The organism is Blautia aquisgranensis (assembly GCF_040096615.1).
GTDB lineage: Bacteria > Bacillota > Clostridia > Lachnospirales > Lachnospiraceae > Blautia_A > Blautia_A aquisgranensis.
Genome location: NZ_JBBMEJ010000019.1, coordinates 29532 through 47545, shown reverse-complemented (window position 1 = coordinate 47545; position 18014 = coordinate 29532). Strand labels below are relative to the sequence as shown.

General features: G+C 43.6%; 16 protein-coding genes. 11 read left to right on the top strand and 5 right to left on the bottom strand.

Annotated features, from left to right (window positions below; genetic code table 11):
* Nucleotides 1-66 precede the first annotated feature (66 nt).
* The 5 genes from WMO28_RS13960 to WMO28_RS13940 all read left to right on the top strand — a co-directional run bounded on the left by WMO28_RS13960 (nt 67) and on the right by WMO28_RS13940 (nt 6636).
* A complete protein-coding gene (locus WMO28_RS13960) occupies nt 67-1047 on the top strand; it encodes a LacI family DNA-binding transcriptional regulator (RefSeq protein WP_349057369.1) in 981 nt (326 codons plus the stop codon).
* Between the two features lie 446 nt (nt 1048-1493).
* Nucleotides 1494-3347 carry a PTS sucrose transporter subunit IIABC gene (locus tag WMO28_RS13955; protein WP_349057368.1) on the top strand — a complete coding sequence of 618 codons (1854 nt, stop codon included), beginning with the start codon at nt 1494-1496 and terminating at the stop codon, nt 3345-3347.
* A complete protein-coding gene (locus WMO28_RS13950; protein WP_349057366.1) occupies nt 3347-4771 on the top strand; it encodes a glycoside hydrolase family 32 protein in 1425 nt (474 codons plus the stop codon). Before WMO28_RS13955 ends, WMO28_RS13950 begins: the two co-directional genes overlap by 1 nt.
* 222 nt (nt 4772-4993) lie before the next feature.
* On the top strand, nt 4994-5920 hold the full coding sequence (locus WMO28_RS13945; protein WP_349057365.1) for an RpnC/YadD family protein: 927 nt from the start codon (nt 4994-4996) through the stop codon (nt 5918-5920).
* A 206-nt stretch (nt 5921-6126) separates the two neighbouring features.
* Nucleotides 6127-6636 carry a fibronectin type III domain-containing protein gene (locus WMO28_RS13940; RefSeq protein WP_349057364.1) on the top strand — a complete coding sequence of 170 codons (510 nt, stop codon included), beginning with the start codon at nt 6127-6129 and terminating at the stop codon, nt 6634-6636.
* On the opposite strand, the gene WMO28_RS17115 is transcribed toward WMO28_RS13940, so the two are convergent.
* Both WMO28_RS17115 and WMO28_RS13930 read right to left on the bottom strand, forming a co-directional pair.
* Entirely contained in the window at nt 6597-6878 is a 282-nt protein-coding gene (locus WMO28_RS17115) for a hypothetical protein (protein WP_494337493.1), read from the bottom strand. The genes WMO28_RS13940 and WMO28_RS17115 overlap by 40 nt on opposite strands.
* Nucleotides 6879-7057: 179 nt before the next feature.
* The gene (locus WMO28_RS13930) at nt 7058-7294 is read right to left on the bottom strand and encodes a hypothetical protein (RefSeq protein ID WP_349057362.1); all 237 of its coding nucleotides are present in this window, start codon (nt 7292-7294) and stop codon (nt 7058-7060) included.
* Nucleotides 7295-7638: 344 nt separating this feature from the next.
* On the opposite strand from WMO28_RS13930, the gene WMO28_RS13925 reads away from it, so the two are divergent.
* The gene (locus tag WMO28_RS13925) at nt 7639-7881 is read left to right on the top strand and encodes a GIY-YIG nuclease family protein (RefSeq protein ID WP_178644483.1); all 243 of its coding nucleotides are present in this window, start codon (nt 7639-7641) and stop codon (nt 7879-7881) included.
* Between the two features lie 81 nt (nt 7882-7962).
* Nucleotides 7963-9213 carry a hypothetical protein gene (locus WMO28_RS13920; protein WP_349057361.1) on the top strand — a complete coding sequence of 417 codons (1251 nt, stop codon included), beginning with the start codon at nt 7963-7965 and terminating at the stop codon, nt 9211-9213.
* A gap of 109 nt (nt 9214-9322) precedes the next feature.
* Here the strand turns inward: WMO28_RS13920 and trhA are convergent, their stop codons facing one another.
* Nucleotides 9323-9988 (bottom strand): PAQR family membrane homeostasis protein TrhA, encoded by a 666-nt coding sequence (trhA, locus tag WMO28_RS13915; protein ID WP_349057360.1) that lies wholly within the window; start codon nt 9986-9988, stop codon nt 9323-9325.
* Between the two features lie 327 nt (nt 9989-10315).
* Between trhA and WMO28_RS13910 the strand changes: the two genes are divergently transcribed.
* The 4 genes from WMO28_RS13910 to WMO28_RS13895 all read left to right on the top strand — a co-directional run bounded on the left by WMO28_RS13910 (nt 10316) and on the right by WMO28_RS13895 (nt 15790).
* A complete protein-coding gene (locus WMO28_RS13910; protein WP_349057359.1) occupies nt 10316-10510 on the top strand; it encodes a hypothetical protein in 195 nt (64 codons plus the stop codon).
* A 168-nt stretch (nt 10511-10678) separates the two neighbouring features.
* Complete coding sequence (locus WMO28_RS13905) at nt 10679-12103, top strand: extracellular solute-binding protein (protein WP_349057358.1); 1425 nt, start codon at nt 10679-10681, stop codon at nt 12101-12103.
* Between the two features lie 37 nt (nt 12104-12140).
* Nucleotides 12141-15140 (top strand): EAL domain-containing protein, encoded by a 3000-nt coding sequence (locus tag WMO28_RS13900; RefSeq protein ID WP_349057356.1) that lies wholly within the window; start codon nt 12141-12143, stop codon nt 15138-15140.
* 101 nt (nt 15141-15241) lie between these two features.
* The gene (locus WMO28_RS13895; protein ID WP_178645108.1) at nt 15242-15790 is read left to right on the top strand and encodes a stage V sporulation T C-terminal domain-containing protein; all 549 of its coding nucleotides are present in this window, start codon (nt 15242-15244) and stop codon (nt 15788-15790) included.
* 7 nt (nt 15791-15797) lie between these two features.
* Here the strand turns inward: WMO28_RS13895 and WMO28_RS13890 are convergent, their stop codons facing one another.
* Together WMO28_RS13890 and WMO28_RS13885 are read right to left on the bottom strand one after the other, a co-directional pair.
* Complete coding sequence (locus tag WMO28_RS13890) at nt 15798-16364, bottom strand: D-alanyl-D-alanine carboxypeptidase family protein (protein ID WP_178645107.1); 567 nt, start codon at nt 16362-16364, stop codon at nt 15798-15800.
* A 67-nt stretch (nt 16365-16431) separates the two neighbouring features.
* Nucleotides 16432-17898, bottom strand: coding sequence for a nicotinate phosphoribosyltransferase (locus WMO28_RS13885; RefSeq protein ID WP_178645106.1), 1467 nt, complete (start codon nt 17896-17898; stop codon nt 16432-16434).
* Nucleotides 17899-18014 lie beyond the last annotated feature (116 nt).

Below are 18014 nucleotides of genomic sequence, written 5' to 3'. Positions count from 1 at the left end.
AGGGGTGAAAATCCCTCCTGATAAGTGTATAATTACTTATATACAGAACGGAAGAGGTACATAGCTATGAATATTAATGAAATTGCCAGACTTGCGGGAGTTTCCAGAGCCACCGTATCCAGATATCTGAACAACGGATACGTAAGCAGTGAGAAAAAAGAGATCATCCGCAAGGTAATCGAGGAGACAGGATATCAGCCATCCACGCAGGCACAGACGTTGCGTACGCGAAAGACAAGCCTGATCGGGGTGATCCTTCCGAAAATAAATTCAGATACCATAAGTCGTGAAGTTGCAGGAATCAGTGATATCCTTACTCGCAGGGGCTATCAGATGATCCTGGCCAATACCAATAATAATCTGGAGGAAGAGCTGAAATATCTTTCACTTTTTAAGGAACGCCAGGTGGATGGGGTTATCTTTATTGCGACCATGTTTACAAGAAAGCATAAGCAGATGCTGAAAGATTATAAGGTGCCGATCGTATTGCTTGGTCAGTATCTGGACGGTTATCCCTGTATTTACCAGGACGATTACAAGGCTGCTTTTTTGGTGACGGAGAAGCTTGCACAGAAGGGAAATAAATTCGGTTATATTGGTGTCACGGATAAAGACGAGGCCGTAGGAACGCAGCGAAGAAAAGGCTTCGAGGCTGCGCTTCATAAGAATAAGCTTGAAGCTGTTCCGGAGCGAATGAAAATCGGAAACTTTACCATGGATTCCGGTTATGAGATGGCGAAGGAGCTTTTTGAGGAGGATCCGTCCATTGATTCACTTGTGTGTGCGACGGACACAATGGCTGTGGGCGCAATGACTTACCTTAAGGAGATCGGACTTCGAATTCCGGATGATGTGCAGATTGCAGGAATCGGAGACGGAGTTCCGGGCAAGATCGTGGAACCGAAGCTTACGACTGTGCATTTTTATTATAAGACAAGCGGAATGGAGGCAGCAGCCATGCTGGCTGATCTGATCGAGAACGACAACGGAATCAGCAAGGAAATAAAAATGGGCTGTGAGCTTGTGGAGCGGGAGTCTCACAGATAGCAGAGATATTCAGATGTGAATAGGAATATCCGATCTAATGGCATATACAGTATATAAAAGAAGCAGAGCTTTTTCGGGGAAAAAATCCCGGGGAGAGAACTGCTTCTTTTTTGGTCTGGGAGATGGCACGACCAGGGTGACACTGTTTTGGAGGAGCTCTTATGGAATATGTACAAATTCAGAAGAGAAAATTTGTGAGATGTTTCGGATTTACAAATGAGATGGTTGTGGTTATAATACAAACAAGACATGAGAACGATTCCATACAAGAACCATATGGAAATATATAAAATCACAGAAGATAATAATTGAAAAATACTGATAAATGCTATGAAAATTCAAAAATAGCATAGAAATTGCAGAAAAGCAAATTATTGAAATGTGATTACAAATATGAAATCAATCTCATAAAATAAACGGAACAGCAGCAGAAAAGGAGGAAGGACATGGATTACAGAAAGACCGCACAGGAAATCTATGATCATGTAGGAAAGAAAGAAAACATCATTTCCGCAGCGCACTGTGCAACAAGACTGCGTCTGGTCATTGCGGATAATGATAAGGCAGATAAGGAATACGTAGAGAATATCGACGGTGTAAAAGGCGTATTTTTTGCACAGGGACAGATGCAGATCATCCTGGGAACCGGAGTTGTAAATAAGGTTTATGATGAGTTCATCCAGATTGCCGGAGTTTCCGAGAGCAGCAAGGAAGAGCTGAAACAGGTGGCAGCATCCAAGGCCAATCCAGTACAGAGACTGATCAAGACACTGGGAGATATTTTTGTACCGATCATCCCGGCTATCGTAGCCAGCGGATTCCTGATGGGAATCATGGAAGCTTTGAATTTCATGGTAAACAACGGCTTCCTGAATATTAATACCAACGGTTCCATTTATGTATTTGCACAGCTTTTCAGTAACACGGCGTATACATTCCTGCCGATCCTGATCGCTTACAGTGGCGCAAAAGTATTTGGCGCGAATCCTTATCTGGGCGCGGTTATCGGTATGATCATGATTCACCCGAACTTGCAGAACGCCTGGACAGTTGCTACAGAAGGTGTACAGGCAACTCAGAAGGTATGGTTCGGACTTTACTCCATTGACATGGTTGGATATCAGGGACATGTAATCCCGGTTATCATTGCTGTATGGGTACTGGCGCAGATCGAAAAAAGACTGCACAAGGTCGTACCTGCTATGTTTGATCTTTTTGTAACACCGCTTGTCAGCGTTTTTGTAACCGGCTATCTTACACTTTCCATTATCGGACCGATCTTCGTAGCAGTTGAGAACGGGCTTCTGGATGGAATCCAGTGGCTGATCGCTCTTCCATTCGGAATCGGAAGCTTTGTCATGGGTGCTTTTTATGCACCGACAGTTGTTGCAGGTGTTCATCATATGTACACCATCATTGACCTTGGACAGCTCGCTAAATTCGGCGTTACCTACTGGCTGCCGCTTGCATCTGCAGCCAATGTTGCACAGGGTGGTGCGGCTCTTGCCGTAGGTCTGAAATCAAAGAACCAGAAGATCAAATCCATGGCTGTTCCGTCTGCATTAAGTGCATGTATGGGAATCACAGAGCCGGCGATCTTCGGTGTAAACCTTCGTTTTGGAAAGCCGTTTATCATGGGCTGCCTGGGTGGTGCATGCGGAGCACTTTTTGCCTCCATCACCAGTCTTGGTGCTACAGGAACAGGTGTTACCGGTATCTTCGGAATCCTGCTGTGCCTGAATAATCCGGTTTCTTATATACTCATGTTTGCCATCGCATTCGGTGTGGCTTTTGTACTCACATGGATGTTCGGATATAAGGATGAGGTACAGGAAACAGCTGAGAGCGGCGCGCAGACTCTCTACAGCCCGCTTGAGGGAACTGCGATTCCACTTTCGGAAGTAAAGGATGCGACTTTTGCATCGGAAGTCCTTGGAAAAGGCATGGCAGTGATTCCGTCCAAAGGTGAGGTAAAAGCACCTTGTGACGCAACAGTTTCTACAATTTTTGATACAAAGCATGCGATCGGTCTGGCAACAGACAGTGGGCTGGAGCTTCTGATCCACATCGGAGTTGATACCGTTGAGCTTGGCGGAAAATTCTACACAGCTCATGTAAAAGACGGCGACCAGGTCAAAAAAGGCCAGACACTGATCACATTTGATATGGATGCGATCAAAGGAGAAGGATACGATGTGACCACTCCGCTGATCGTCACAAATACAGATGATTATGAAGAGGTAAAAATGCTTACAGAGGGTGCTGTAGATAACAGTTCCAAAGTACTGGAGGTAAAATAATGAGCTCTTTGACAAAAGTGCTTGCGGAGGAAGTAAGAAAAATCGAGGAAACGGCAGCAGTGGACAGAACGGTGCAGAAGGACAGACTGACACATCATCTGATGCCACCGGCCGGATGGCTGAATGATCCCAATGGATTATGCTGGTACAAGGGAAGATATCACGTGTTTTTCCAGTATTCTCCTTTTGAAGCTAACGGCGGTCTGAAATTCTGGGGACACTATTCCAGTGAAGATATGATCAACTGGAGATATGAGGGTGTACCGCTTCTGCCGGACAGCATTTATGACTGTCATGGTGTTTACTCAGGCTCTGCTGTTGCAGAGGAAGATAAGCTTCATCTTTTCTATACAGGAAATATCAAACTGGATGGAGATTATGATTATATCAATAACGGAAGACAGTCCAGCACTCTCCATGTGGAGAGTGAGGACGGCATCCATTTCGGAGATAAAGAGGTTGCGATTTCCTGGGAGGATTACCCGGAGAATTATACCTGTCATATTCGTGACCCGAAGGTCTGGAAAGACGGCGAAGAATATCGTATGATCCTGGGAGGACGTCAGAAAGGCGATAAAGGAGCTGTGCTTTTTTACAGATCAGAGGATCTTAAGAACTGGAAATTTGACCGTGAGCTGACCACAGAAACTACTTTTGGTTATATGTGGGAGTGCCCGGATTTCTTTTCTCTGGAAGGCCAGGAAGTGCTTTCTGTATCTCCTCAGGGCCTGATTCGTGAGGAGTTCCGTTTCCAGAATATTTATCAGTCAGGATATTTTATCCTGAAGGATGGTAAGCCTGAGGAAAAAACTTTCCAGGAGTGGGACTACGGTTTTGACTTTTATGCTCCGCAAACTTTCCAGGATGGAAAGGGCAGACGGATCATCATCGGCTGGATGGGAATGCCGGATGCGGATGAGGAGTATGTGAACCCGACTGCTGAGACAGAGGGATGGCAGCATTGTCTGACGGTTCCGCGAGAAATTTTTTATAAGAACGGAATGCTTTATCAGTATCCGGCGGAAGAACTGAACGGGCTGAGAATGGATGGGATTTCTGTCAGCGGTTCCTGTGTGGAGCTTCCGGTGAACGGACCATTTGATCTGGATATTAAGGTCAAAGGTGAGCAGGGCAAGATAAGTCTTGGGGAAAACCTTTTCCTGGATTATCAGGACGGAAATATTTCATTAGCTCTCTCCGAAAAAGCTGGCGCAGGGCGAAAAGTGCGTAAGGCGCATATTCCATCCGGCAAGGTTGAAGCTTTCAGAATCCTTGCAGATACCACTGCAGTGGAGATCTATGTGAATGGCGGAGAGGTTGTTTTTTCTACCAGATACTATCCGGAGACGCAGGAGCAGGCTGTGAAAGTGGAAGCGGATGAGATTCGTGGAGAGATTTATAAATTAAAGAAATGTGAGATGTAAAAAATAAAAATGCCTTGAATGAAAAAAGAAAGAATGCTAATATAAAACCAAAGCATATTTCTTAAAAATTCAGGGCATTTTTGCCGTCTATTATTTTTCTAAGATCATTTCAGAAATCCATGCTTTTAAATTCCAATTAAGAACAAAGCAGGGGTTCGAAGTGGTGAAAGAAAAAAAAGAACAGCACGTTCCAGAACTCCTGCCAAAACAGGAGGTAGGTCTATGGCAAAAAGAAGAAACCGGAAAATCAGTGCAAAGAAAAATCGCAATGCAGGGAAGCACCTGACAGCAAATCGGAAATATAAGGATACTGTATTTCGGATGTTATTTACAGACAGAAAAAATCTGCTTTCACTTTATAATGCAGTGAATGGAAGCCATTATGAGGATGCGGATGCACTGGAGATTGTGACGTTGGAAAATGCAGTCTACATGGGGATGAAAAATGATCTGGCATTTATTGTAGATACGGGATTGTTTTTGTATGAACATCAGTCGACATATAATCCTAACATGCCGTTGCGAGATCTGTTTTACATATCGGGAGAATATCAAAAGTTTGTAGACAACAGGTCCCTGTATTCATCATCTTTACAGAAAATCCCGGCACCGAATTTTATTGTATTTTATAATGGAACCGAGAAGAAAGAGGACAGCTGGGTCAATTATCTGTCGGAATCTTATGAGAACCTGACAGGAGCGCCAAACCTGGAACTGAAAGTAATCACCCTGAATATCAATGAAGGCCATAACTGCAGACTGATGGAGCAGTGCCGAATCCTGAAGGAATATGCACAGTATGTAGCGAAAGTAAGAGAATACGCAGGAAACACTGACCTGGATACAGCAGTAGAACAGGCAGTCAACGACTGCATCCAAAATGGGATCCTTGCAGAATTTCTTCGGAAAAATAAATCGGAGGTGATCGCAATGAGCATATTCGAATACGATAAAGAAGAGGAAGAACGAAAACTGAGGAAAGCAGAATATGAAGCTGGGAGAGAAGAAGGGATAAAAGAAGGAGAATTACAGAAGGCAAGGAAAACAGCAATAATGTTGAACCAAATGAATTTTCCAGCGAAGAAGATCGCGGAGGTACTTCAGGTGAAGGAGGATGTGATTGAGGAATGGATCAGGGAATCGTTGTAGAGTTTCTCTGAGAAAAATGAATAATATATTTTATATGACTGGCCAGGAGTTGAATCTGGCCAGTTTTTTGTTGTCTTATAAATGCAATATGCTGTTGATTACAGATAACGTGCTGTTGGTGCAGAAATGTTGAAATGGATAGATGAATTTTGTAAAATTATCTGTAAATAACAAATATTATGAAACAAGGGAGGAAAAATTATGGAATGGAAAAAGGTACAAAACATTTTGATTGGATAAATATTTATAATAGCAATGGACAGAGAATACAGTTTCTGGGTGATGGGTGGAACTATAGCCGTAATACTGCTCAAAGCGTATATACTAAAAAAATGAATCTGCATAAGGGTGGGTATTACATTAATCTGCATGAGATTTATAATTGCTTTTATAACGAAAAAAAGACCAAGGCGTTTACCGTAAAAATCACAGGTACTCTCACATACGCAACAAGAATCACCGGTGCCAGAAAACTTTCAAGAAGAAATCTCAAGCTGGCCTGGAAGAGAATTGGAGGAGTCAGGGGATATGAGGTGTACAGAAGTACATCCTTAAGAGGAACCTATAGAAGAGTAAAAACAGTTTCCGGGATCACATGTATTGACAGGAATCTGACAACAAACCGCAATTATTACTATAAAGTAAGAGCATATAAGATTATTGGAAATAAAAAATATTATACACCATTCTCAGGTGCAAAGAAAATAAGAATGTAGAAAAACACCCTTATCGAGCCACTGGCAGCTGCCGTCGTATCTGGATGCAATTTCTTCAATGATAGCAAGGCCGAAACCATGAGACCAGGAATTGGCCTTGCTTGTTTTGCGGTTGAATTTTTGGGCGGATTCTTGCTGTTGAGCATATGGATCGTAAGGAAATTGGCGGTCGGCTTTGCTGTAATCTGGATAAACGGGTCGGGGGAATTGGAAGCACGGCAGGCTTCGATGCCGTTATCCATCAGGTTGAAGAATATGCTGCTGAGATCACTGTTTTCGATAGCAGAGTTTTCCGGAAGCAGAAGCTGAAATGAAGTCCGGATATTGTACCGGGTAGCAATCTGGCGCTTGCTGTCAAGAATTGCGTTGATCAGGTTGTCGCTGCAGATTGGATGAAAGCGTTCTTTTTGAAAGTGGGAGGTCAATGCTTCGAGACAAATGGCGGCTTCTTCATATTGATGGCTGAGTGAACAAAAATAAATACTGGAATGGTTCTGGGAAGAATCTGTCTTCCGGCGAAAATGATGACTGCAAAGGTGATGACTGTAATGAGCAGTGTCCTGGCCGGAGTGGTCCGTTCCTTCAAAACCTGGCGGCTGAAATAGAAACACCATATGGAATAGGGCAGAGCATTAAAAACAATTCCTTTTTCATACATAAAAATGCCTCCCTTGAAAATCTGTATAAATTCAGTATAACATAATTCACAGAAAACAGAAATAAACGTATAATAAATCAGGTGGGAAAATCCGCAGCCGGAATCCCAGCCTGCTTTATCTTTATTATGTGGTCAGAGGGGTTATGGAAAAAGTTTTCATGGTAGCTGACCTGGTATACGGAATGTTTCTGTATGATAAGTGAATTACGATTACTTCGGCTGCTTGAGAATAGAAGGACAGCTGTTAGGGAAGTGTGGCAGCTGTCTTTACATAGAAATGGTGGAGCTGCGTGTTACGGATCAGGAATTTACCGGCGGCGATTTTTACAGAAGAGGAGACTGCTATGAACTATACATACATCGTACAATGTGCAGACGGCACACTTTACACTGGGTGGACAAACTGCCTGGAGAAGCGCATGAAGGCGCATAACGAGGGAAAAGCGGGTGCAAAATACACCCGCGCGAAACGTCCTGTAAAACTGGTATATTATGAAGGCTTTTCAACAAGGGAAGAAGCTATGAGCCGGGAATATCGGATCAAGCAGCTGTCCAGAGAGAAGAAATTGGAATTGATGAAGCTTTGAATTTGTTGGATTGCTATAGAAATATTGACGGGCTGCAAAACAAAATGATAAAATCAGAAAAAACAAGGAGGTTTTTTGCATATGAAAAAGAAATGTTTAACATTACTGCTGGCGATAGCTCTTGTGGTAACGAATGTTGAAGGTACCGGTTTACTTGTTCACGGAGCTGATTTCACATCAGAAGAAGTTTCTGAAGTGAATGAAATCCAGATGGCGAAGGAGACTCCAAAAAGTAAGAACGGTATTGTAAAAATTGCTTTAATTAAGAAGAAGTACTATGATGTGTTCACTTTTTTGGATGAAGACATCAGTGTGAAAATCACATATAAAGATGGAACAACAAGAACTGAAACTATAGATTTACATAATGAAAACACAAAGTATAATGATAAATATGGAAACACTTACTATTATTCTTTTAGCAGAAAAAGAACTGTTAATGTTAAGGGATGGACATATGTATTCAGCTATTATGTAACTGATGCAGAAGGCAATAAAAAAACTTTTACAGACAAAATACAAGTGAACGGGCTCGCTGAAATGCCCAGGGCAGAAATAAATAAAAAATATCAGATTAAGAAAAATATACGTTATACAGTTATACCTTCAAGAACAGCAGAATATACGATTACTTATACCGGAGATAGTAATATGTGGTTCTGGGAAGTGAATGAATGGGAACCAGGAAGATATTCTCTGGGATTTGTAGACAGAGAAAAAAATGATTATGGCTCGTACAAAGTTGTAAAATCAAAACTGGAAAAAGGAAAAAAATATGTTATTACAACTGTAGATGACAATTCTTTTTATCTCAGTATTCTGGAAACAAAGCATGAAAAAATTACAAAGCTTGCCAAAAAAGCAACCTGCAAAGAAAAGGGTTATACTGGAGATGTGTACTGCAAAAATTGTGGCAAATTACTTACAAAAGGCAAAGTCATTGAAAAACTTTCACATAAATGGAGCAAATGGAAAAAAATTTCCGGTGCAACAGTATTAAAACCTGCAAAGCAGCAGAGATACTGTACATTGTGCAAAAGTGTACAGACTAAGGATTCTGGAAACAAGTTAAAATCTGTGATGAAAGTAAACTATAATACAATCACTTTGAAGACGAAAAAGTCCACAGGTAAACTGAAAGTATCCGGAATGGCAAAAGGGGATTATGTTACAAAGGTACAATCCGGAAATACAGGAATCGTTAAAGTCGTAAAGTTTACAAAAGACGGAAAAATCCAGCTGGCTGCACAGAGAAAAACAGGAACTGCAAAGATTACGATTCGTCTTGCCGGAGGAGCAGTAAAGAGTGTTACGGTTAAAGTTCAAAAATAATGTATACATCTTTTTCTGTTAAAATAACAGTTGTGTCAGACAATGAGGTGATCACTATAAAAAAATGCTGTAAGGCTATCGGAGAGATAACCTTGCAGCATTTTTCATTTCAGTGAATTCCCATTCCGGCAACAAAGAAATACATCACAACGAAATGGCACATACTTCCCAGCATTACGAAAATATGAAATACTTCATGAGATCCAAAATTTTTATGTTTTGCATTGAAGATAGGCAGCTTCAGTGCGTAGATGACACCTCCGATGGTATAGATGATGCCGCCGGCCAGGAGCCAGCCGAAACCTGCACGCGGCAGGTTGTGAAAGATCGGCACGAAAGCGAGTACGCACAGCCAGCCCATTCCGATATAGATTACAGAAGAAATCCATTTCGGGCAGGTGATCCAGCAGCCCTTGAGGATCATACCGATAATGGCAACGGTCCAGACAAGCGCGCAGAGAATATATCCGGTGCGGCCATGAAGAACGATGAGGCATACAGGGGTATAGCTGCCGGCGATCATGACAAAGATCATCATGTGATCCATTTTTTTCAGGCGGCGGTTCACCTTGGCGGTGGAATCTACCGAGTGATAAAGTGTGCTGGCCAGATAAAGCAGGATCATAGTCAGGATAAAAACGCTCACAGCAAAAACATGAAGCACATCGGCATTTCTTGCAGCCTTTACGATCAGCGGAGCAGCGCCGGCTGCAGCAAGCAGCATGGCGATTCCATGAGTGATCGCGCTTCCGGGATCTTTTAATTTAAATTTCATAGAAAAACACCTCCTGTATCGAATCTGAAACTCTGAAAAATACTTTGATTACCGAAATAGAAATTAATAAAACGAGAAGTAGTATTCAAAACTACATATCAAGTATACGAATACTATACCACTATTATGCGAAAATGCAAGAACTTTTTTCGCGAAAATTTTATGCGGATTTAACAGAAGTTTGCTTTGAAATAAACATTGGAAAAGTATACTTAATATGTAAAATTGCGATAAGATACGGAGAAACAGGAGGCGGAAAATCCGGAGAATCCATTGTGTGAGCGATTAACCTTTGCGTCCATTTATCAGAGCAGCTGGATGCGATTCTTGCCAGAACAAAAAAGAGATGTGATTTACGAAGAGATCATGGACAGCCTCAGAGAATACGGTGTTCATATGCTCAATTTCCATAAGATCGAAAAGGAAGACCGCAATTATCTGGAACGGTATTTTGAGGCAGAGGTAGCACCGGTTATTTCTCCTTCAACTATAAGATCGAGCCGTCTGATAATGCACCGCTGAATTCCCAGGAGGTATTTTTGCAGCAGGCATACGATAATGTATCTACAGTTCCGGAAGAAAAATGAAGTAATTCGAAAGTAAAGGTTTTCTTTGATAATGTGTCTATCATGTGATAATATAGAAACAGTATAACTGCAGAGAAATATGCAGACCGGAAGGGAGTATTTTATGGCACGCAAGAGAGTAGTGCTCTGTCTGTTAGGAACAGCTCTGGCAGCATCCTTGTTCAGTGGATGCGCCGGAAAGAAGTCAGATCCTATTACAATTACCGTGTGGACATATTATAATGGAGATCAGCTTGATGCATTTAACGGGCTGACAGAGAAATTTAATGAAACAGTTGGTAAAAAAGAGGGAATTACCGTAGAGGGCAAGAGTCTCGGAACAGCGGAAGATCTGGAGACAAGTGTTCTTTCAGCTGCTAATGGAGAAGTAGGAGCTGAGGAAGTGCCGAATATTTTTTCTGCCTATTCAGATACTGCCTATGCCATGAATCAGAAGGATATGCTGGTGGATCTCTCTGGCTATCTGACAGATAAAGAAAAAGAGGAATATGTAGAAGAATATCTGAAAGAGGGAGATTTCACGGATGATGGAAGTATCCGTATCTTCCCGACTGCGAAGTCAACAGAGCTTCTTTTCCTTAATGATACAGACTGGCAAAAGTTTGCAGGAGATACCGGCGCGCAGTATGAGGATCTTGAGACGATAGAGGGTCTTGTTGATACGGCTGAGAAATATTATAACTGGACAGATGAGCAGACTCCGGAGCCAGACGATGGAAAAGCATTATTCGGCCGTGATGCAATGGCGAATTATTTTCTTGTCGGAGCGAAAGAGCTTGGCTGTGATATTTTTGAAGTCAAAGATGGAAAAATGACTCTGAATTTTGACAAGGATGTAATCCGTAAGCTCTGGGATAATTATTATGTTCCATATGTAAAGGGTTACTTTTCAGCATCCGGACGTTTCCGCAGCGATGACGTGAAGACAGGAAACGTGCTTGGTTATGTAGGTTCTACATCCAGTGCTACATTTTTCCCGATACAGGTAAGTGATGACAGCGGAAATTCTTATGATATTTCACTGAAGGTTCTGCCATGCCCGAAGTTTAAGAACGGAGAGAACTATGCGGTACAGCAGGGTGCCGGAATGGTTGTGACAAAGGGCTCCGAGGAAGAGATCAAGGCAAGTGTGGAGTTCCTGAAATGGTTTACCCAGCCGGAGAATAATATTGAGTTTTCCGTTGGCTCCGGATATCTGCCGGTAACAAACGAAGCGAACAGCATTGATAAGATCAAATCAGTTGATAAAGATATCAACAGCTCCATGGAAGAGATTCTTTCCAAATCTGTTGATGAGATCAATAATAATGATCTGTATTACATGCACGCGTTTGAGAATGGAAATGATGCAAGAACAACATTGCAGAATTCATTTGGAGATCTTGCACAGCAGGATCGTGCTACTGTAGAAGAGCGCATTGCGGATGGACAGAGTGCAGAAGATGCAGAGGCAGAATTCCTTTCTGATGAATATTTTGACAGCTGGTATGAGAATATCCTTTCGGAGCTTCAGGCGTACGAGGGTTAACGCAGACTGAAGTTTCGGGAAGGAGGAACTGTTGACCATGAAAAAAAAGGAGAAATCCATTTTTCGGACTATTCTGGTAGCTATGCTGCTGGTGCTTGGGATAGAAATCCTGCTTCTGGTGGTTGCGCTGGGAATCAGCGGTGTGAGTGAGCATCTTAACCAGAATGCGGTTGACATTCTTGAAAAGCAGGTGGATAACAGAGAAAGTTATCTGCAGATGCTTCTGACAGCGAATCAGGATCTGGCAAATCTTTCAGGGAAGATCAATGAAAGGGCGCAGGAGCTGATCGATACAGGAGATCTTGACATACAGAATATCGGAAGCAGCAGAACCGATTATGTTGAACTGATGAAAGTTGTCAGTGACAATATGCTCAATGCAATGAGAAGAAGATCTGTCACAGGAATCTTTCTGGCATTTAATACAGAAGATCTGGATGAGAAAAATCCGGAGGATGCCATACCGGCATTGTACATAAGAGATCTGGATCCGGATTCTCAGCCTTCTTCCAGAAATGCAGATCTTCTGATGGAGAGATCGCCGGTAGAGCTTGTAAAAACAATGGGCATATCCACAGATAAAGGCTGGAAAACCGATATGACTCTTTCGGAAGAAAGTACAAAGGATATCATATATCCGGCATTTCAGGCAGCATATACGGATCATGGCCAGCTTAATGCTGAGGATTATGGTCACTGGACAACAGAACAGTATACGCTTAACGGGGATGACAGACCTGCGATAGCATATTCGATTCCGCTGATCCTTTCGGATGGAACTGTATATGGTGTGCTAGGTGTGGAGATGCTTTCGGAATATCTGGAAATGCAGATGCCTTATGAAGAATTACAGAATAATGGTGTCGGTACATATATCTTGGCTTATACAGGATCTTCTCTGAAGGATGAAAAAATCATTCTTCAGGGAGTGACCGGAATCAGCGGAAAGGATATTTCTACAGTAAAAAGTTTCAGGCATGGCAAACTGAAACTGGAAAAAAATGAATATGGTGATTACCAGCTGAAACTGGCCGGAAAAGAATATTATATATCCATGAAGCCTCTTCAGCTGTACAATAGGAATGCTCCTTTTTCGGGGGAACAGTGGATACTGATTGGCGCAGTGGAGCATAAACAGCTGTTTTCATTCTCAAGATATGTATTACGTGTGATGATCATAGCAGTACTGATGACAGTGCTGGTAGGAATCCTCAGCAGTCTGGTTGTCAGCCTGCGCCTGGCACGACCAGTCCGGAAGCTTTCGGCAGAGGTAGAGGAAGCACAGAAGAATCACAGTACTTCCCTGACATTTTCCAATACCGGAATTCGGGAACTGGACCGTTTTGCGGAAGCGATCACGCAGCTGAATCAGGATATGCTTACCGTTTCCACGAAGTTTTTAAGGATCATGGAAATGGCCAGTGTGGAGCTGGGAGGCTTCGAGGTCCGGACCGATAAAAAGAGTGTTTATATGACGAAGAATTTCTTTTCCATGCTGGGTATGAAGCGTGATCCGCAGGAGATTTCCGGGGCAGATGAGTTTGTGAAGCTTATGCAGGATTTTGACAGAACCTGTCCGAGTACGGTCGGCGGTGACGGTACAAAGATATACTGTATCGAACATGCAGATGGTGAGATTCGATATGTCCGAATGGAGATCAATAAGGAAATGAACCGCCGGATCGGTCTTGTGGAAGATGTGACGAAGGTCACCAGGGAGCGTATGAACATTGAGCATGAGCGAGATTACGATACGCTTACCGGACTTTATAACAGACGGGCATTCCAGAGAGAAAGTGAGAGGGTGTTCCGTGAGCATCCGGAGAAGCTGAAACATGCGGCATTTCTGATGGTGGATATGGATAACCTGAAATATACGAACGATAATTTCGGTCATGATTTTGGTGACAGATACATTCATGAAGCAGGAAGGGGCTTTGCGGAATATGCTCCGGAAGGAACTATATGTTCCCGAATCTCCGGAGATGAATTCAATCTTCTTTTCTATGGCTATGACAGTCAGGATGAGATCCGTAAGGTGATTGCAGAGATCAAGGCAGCGATTGACAGGAAGAGTATCACACTTCCAAGTGGACGGAAGCTGAAACTGAGTATTTCCGGTGGTGTTTCCTGGTATCCGGAAACAACCAGAGATCTGAAACTGATGAAAAAATACGCAGATTTTGCAATGTATCAGGTTAAGAAGTCCAGCAAGGGAGACATCCAGGAGTTTGATCCGGATCTTTATAACAGAACTGCCAGTGAAGAACAGCAGAGGAAACAGTTCCGCCTGCTGATCCGAAGAGAAGAAGTGAAATATTATTATCAGCCTATTGTATCGGCAGTTAACGGTAAGGTACGGGCGCTGGAAGCTCTGATGCATATTGATATGCCAATGCTGAAATCACCGGAGGATGTACTCCGCCTGGCAAAAGAAGAGAAATGTCTTCATGAGCTGGAGCGACTTACATTTTTCCAGTCAGCTGAAGGCTATTGCAGGCTGCGGGAGAATGGTGATGTGAGAGGAGATGAGCTTCTTTTCGTCAATTCCATTGCCAGTGAGAGCATGACAGATGAAGAATGCCGGGAGTTCAATCAGCAGTATGGTGAACTGAAACCGCAGATGGTTCTGGAGATCACGGAGCAGGAATCCCTGAATATGGATGCTCTTGAGAAGAAAAATATGTCAGGTTTCCTGGGTGCGATCGCACTGGATGATTACGGAAGCGGTTACAACAGTGAGAAAAGTCTGCTTGCTATTTCACCGCAGTATATCAAGGTTGATAAAGACATTATCCGGGATATTGATACAGATCCGGATAAGCGGCAGATCGTGGCGAATATTGTTGATTATGCTCATCAGCGTGGTATGTATATTGTAGCTGAGGGCGTGGAAACGCCGGAAGAGCTTAAAGCAGTTCTTGAGCTTGGAGCAGACTTGCTTCAGGGCTATTATCTGGCACGGCCGGAAGCAGTGCCAGGCGAAATCAATGCGGAAGCATTGGAGATCATCAAAAATATAAGTCGGAAAGCGTGATAAGCTTTCCGGCTTTTTTTCTGTACATATTTCTCCCATTTTTTCACATAATATCCATATACAGCAGTCAGATAAAAAATATGCAGGAGGAAAAGTATAAGATGAAAGCAACTGGAATTGTTCGCAGGATCGATGATCTGGGCCGGGTGGTGATTCCGAAAGAGATACGAAAGACATTGCGGATCAAAGAGGGAACACCGCTGGAGATTTTTACAGACCGCGAAGGACAGATTATTCTGAAAAAATATTCGCCCATAGGGGAGCTGAATATTTTTGCGGAGGAATATGTAGAAGCACTGGCGCAGACAACCGGCCTGACGGCCTGTATCACAGACCGGGATGTGGTTGTGGCAGCTGCGGGAAGCGGTAGCAGAGAGCTTACAGGAAAAGAGATCAGTCCCCAACTGGATGAGGTGATTGCCGGAAGAGAAGAAAAAACTATCCGCGCAGCAGGCAGGGAAAATGTGCCTGTGACTTCCGGGTCGAATGAGAAAGCCTCCGGAAAAATGATCCAGCCGATCCTGTGTGCCAGTGATGCGATCGGTTCGGTGATCCTGCTCGCAAAAAACGAAAAAACTGTGCTGGGTGACAAGGAGCGTGCGCTTGTGCGGACTGCGGCGAATTTTCTGGGACGCCAGATGGAACAGTGATGGAAAATTACGGCGGCGGTGAACTGCGGTGGGGAAAGCTGTGGTATTCTTCCAGAGTGAGATTCGTGATAGTGAGCCAGGAGGCAAGAGGTTTTGTCACATAACGGATGTGCCAGGGTTCGAAAGGCATACCGGTAATTGCTTCTTTAGTCCTGGGATAACGGAGAATGAAACCGTAGAGGGAAGCATTTCGTTTCAACCACCGATATTCCTCAGTCCTGGAAAAATTTTCGCATAATTCCATGCGTATGGTCGGACAGGATACATCCAGAGCAAGACCGCTCTGATGCTCACTGGTTCCAGGTGCGGCTACGAATGGGCTTCCCGTATCGGCAAGCTCTTTCTGGCGCTTCCAGGAACGATATCCGGATACAGCCCAAAGATTCAGTCCGGATTTGTGGCAGGCGTGAAAAAGCTGAGAAGCCGCCCTGGCTGCCTGACATTCCAGCAGACGTTTCGGATTCCCGGGAGCGGCTTCAGAGGGAAGACCGATATCAATGAGATGCTCCGGCACAAAAGCTTCCGGCAGAGGATGTTCTTTGCTGATCAGCCGTGTATAGAATTCTCTGTGCATGAAAAACCCCCTTTCCTTATCTATAAGCCTATGATAAGAAAAGGGGATTTATGATTTTCAGATGAAATTAAAGCTCTAGGTCTTTTTCACTCATCTCTTCAAGAAGAGCTTTTTTCATGTCGAAGAGAGACTGGGAGAGATCTACATATACCTTCTGCGGATTTACAAAACGTCTGGATTCATCCCACAGAGTATCCTGCTCTTTCTTGCAGAAGTCGCGAAGCTCCATAACAGACGGAGACTTGTAAACGCTCTTTCCGTTTCGGATCACTGGTACAAGGAGCTCACGAAGTTCGTAGGTTCCGCCAAGAACCTTGGTCTTTTTCCAGGTGTCTACCGGATCAAAGATGACCATGGTCTGCTCCGGATCGAATTTTTCGTCTGCAAGACAGATAAGATCAGCTTTGATCTTGCCTGTATTCTTGCTGTAGATACGGTATACGGTCTTGTTGCCCGGGTTGGTAACTTTCTCTGTGTTCTCGGAAAGTTTGATTTTCGGGATAAAAGTATCACTTCCTGCATCTTTAACAGCGGCAAGTTTGTATACACCGCCGAAAGCCGGGTTGTCATTGGCTGTAATCAGTTTGGTTCCGACACCCCAGGAATTGATCTTGGCATCCTGAGCTTTCAGGCTCTCGATAAGATACTCATCAAGGTCACTGGATGCGGAGATCGTAGCATCGTCAAAGCCTGCGGCTGCAAGCATCTTGTAGGCTTCCTTGGAAAGGTATGCAAGGTCTCCGCTGTCAATACGGATTCCGTAATGCTTCAGCTCGATACCTTCCTCGCGCATTTCCTCGAATACGCGGATTGCATTTGGAACACCGGATTTCAGCACGTCGTAGGTGTCTACCAGAAGTGTGCAGGAATTCGGATAAAGTTTCGCGTAGGTCTTGAATGCTGTATACTCATCCGGGAAGCTCATGATCCAGGAATGAGCATGGGTTCCAAGCACAGGGACATCAAACATCTGTCCGGTCAGTACGTTGGAAGTACCGGCACATCCGCCGATTACTGCGGCTCTGGCACCGAAGATACCGGCATCCGGACCCTGGGCACGACGAAGACCGAACTCCATGATCGGATCACCCTTGGCAGCGTGGCATACACGTGCAGCCTTGGTTGCGATCAGACTCTGATGGTTCATGATGTTGAGGATAGCTGTCTCTACAAGCTGAGCCTCCATGATCGGTGCGATAACCTTGACCATAGGTTCTCTCGGGAAGATAACAGTTCCTTCCGGAATTGCATAAATATCGCCGGTGAATTTGAAATTACTTAAATATTCAAGAAAATCTTCTTCAAAAATTCCCAGGCCTCTCAGATAGGTGATATCGTCCTCAGAAAAACGAAGATTCTCGATATACTCGATCATCTGCTCCAGTCCTGCACAGATGGCAAAACCTCCGCCGCATGGGTTATTGCGGTAAAACATATCGAAGATTACAGTCTGATTGGTAGGATTTTTGAAATAGCCCTGCATCATGGTAAGCTCATAGAGATCCGTGAGCAGAGTAAGGTTATTTGCTCGCATTTTATTCTCCTTTAGGTGCCTCCGGATATTGTGACCGGAGGAAAATAACACGGTTGTTTCCGCTAATCTTTATGATGCTTATTATAACACAAAGGAGAGGATTGTAAAATTTTTTT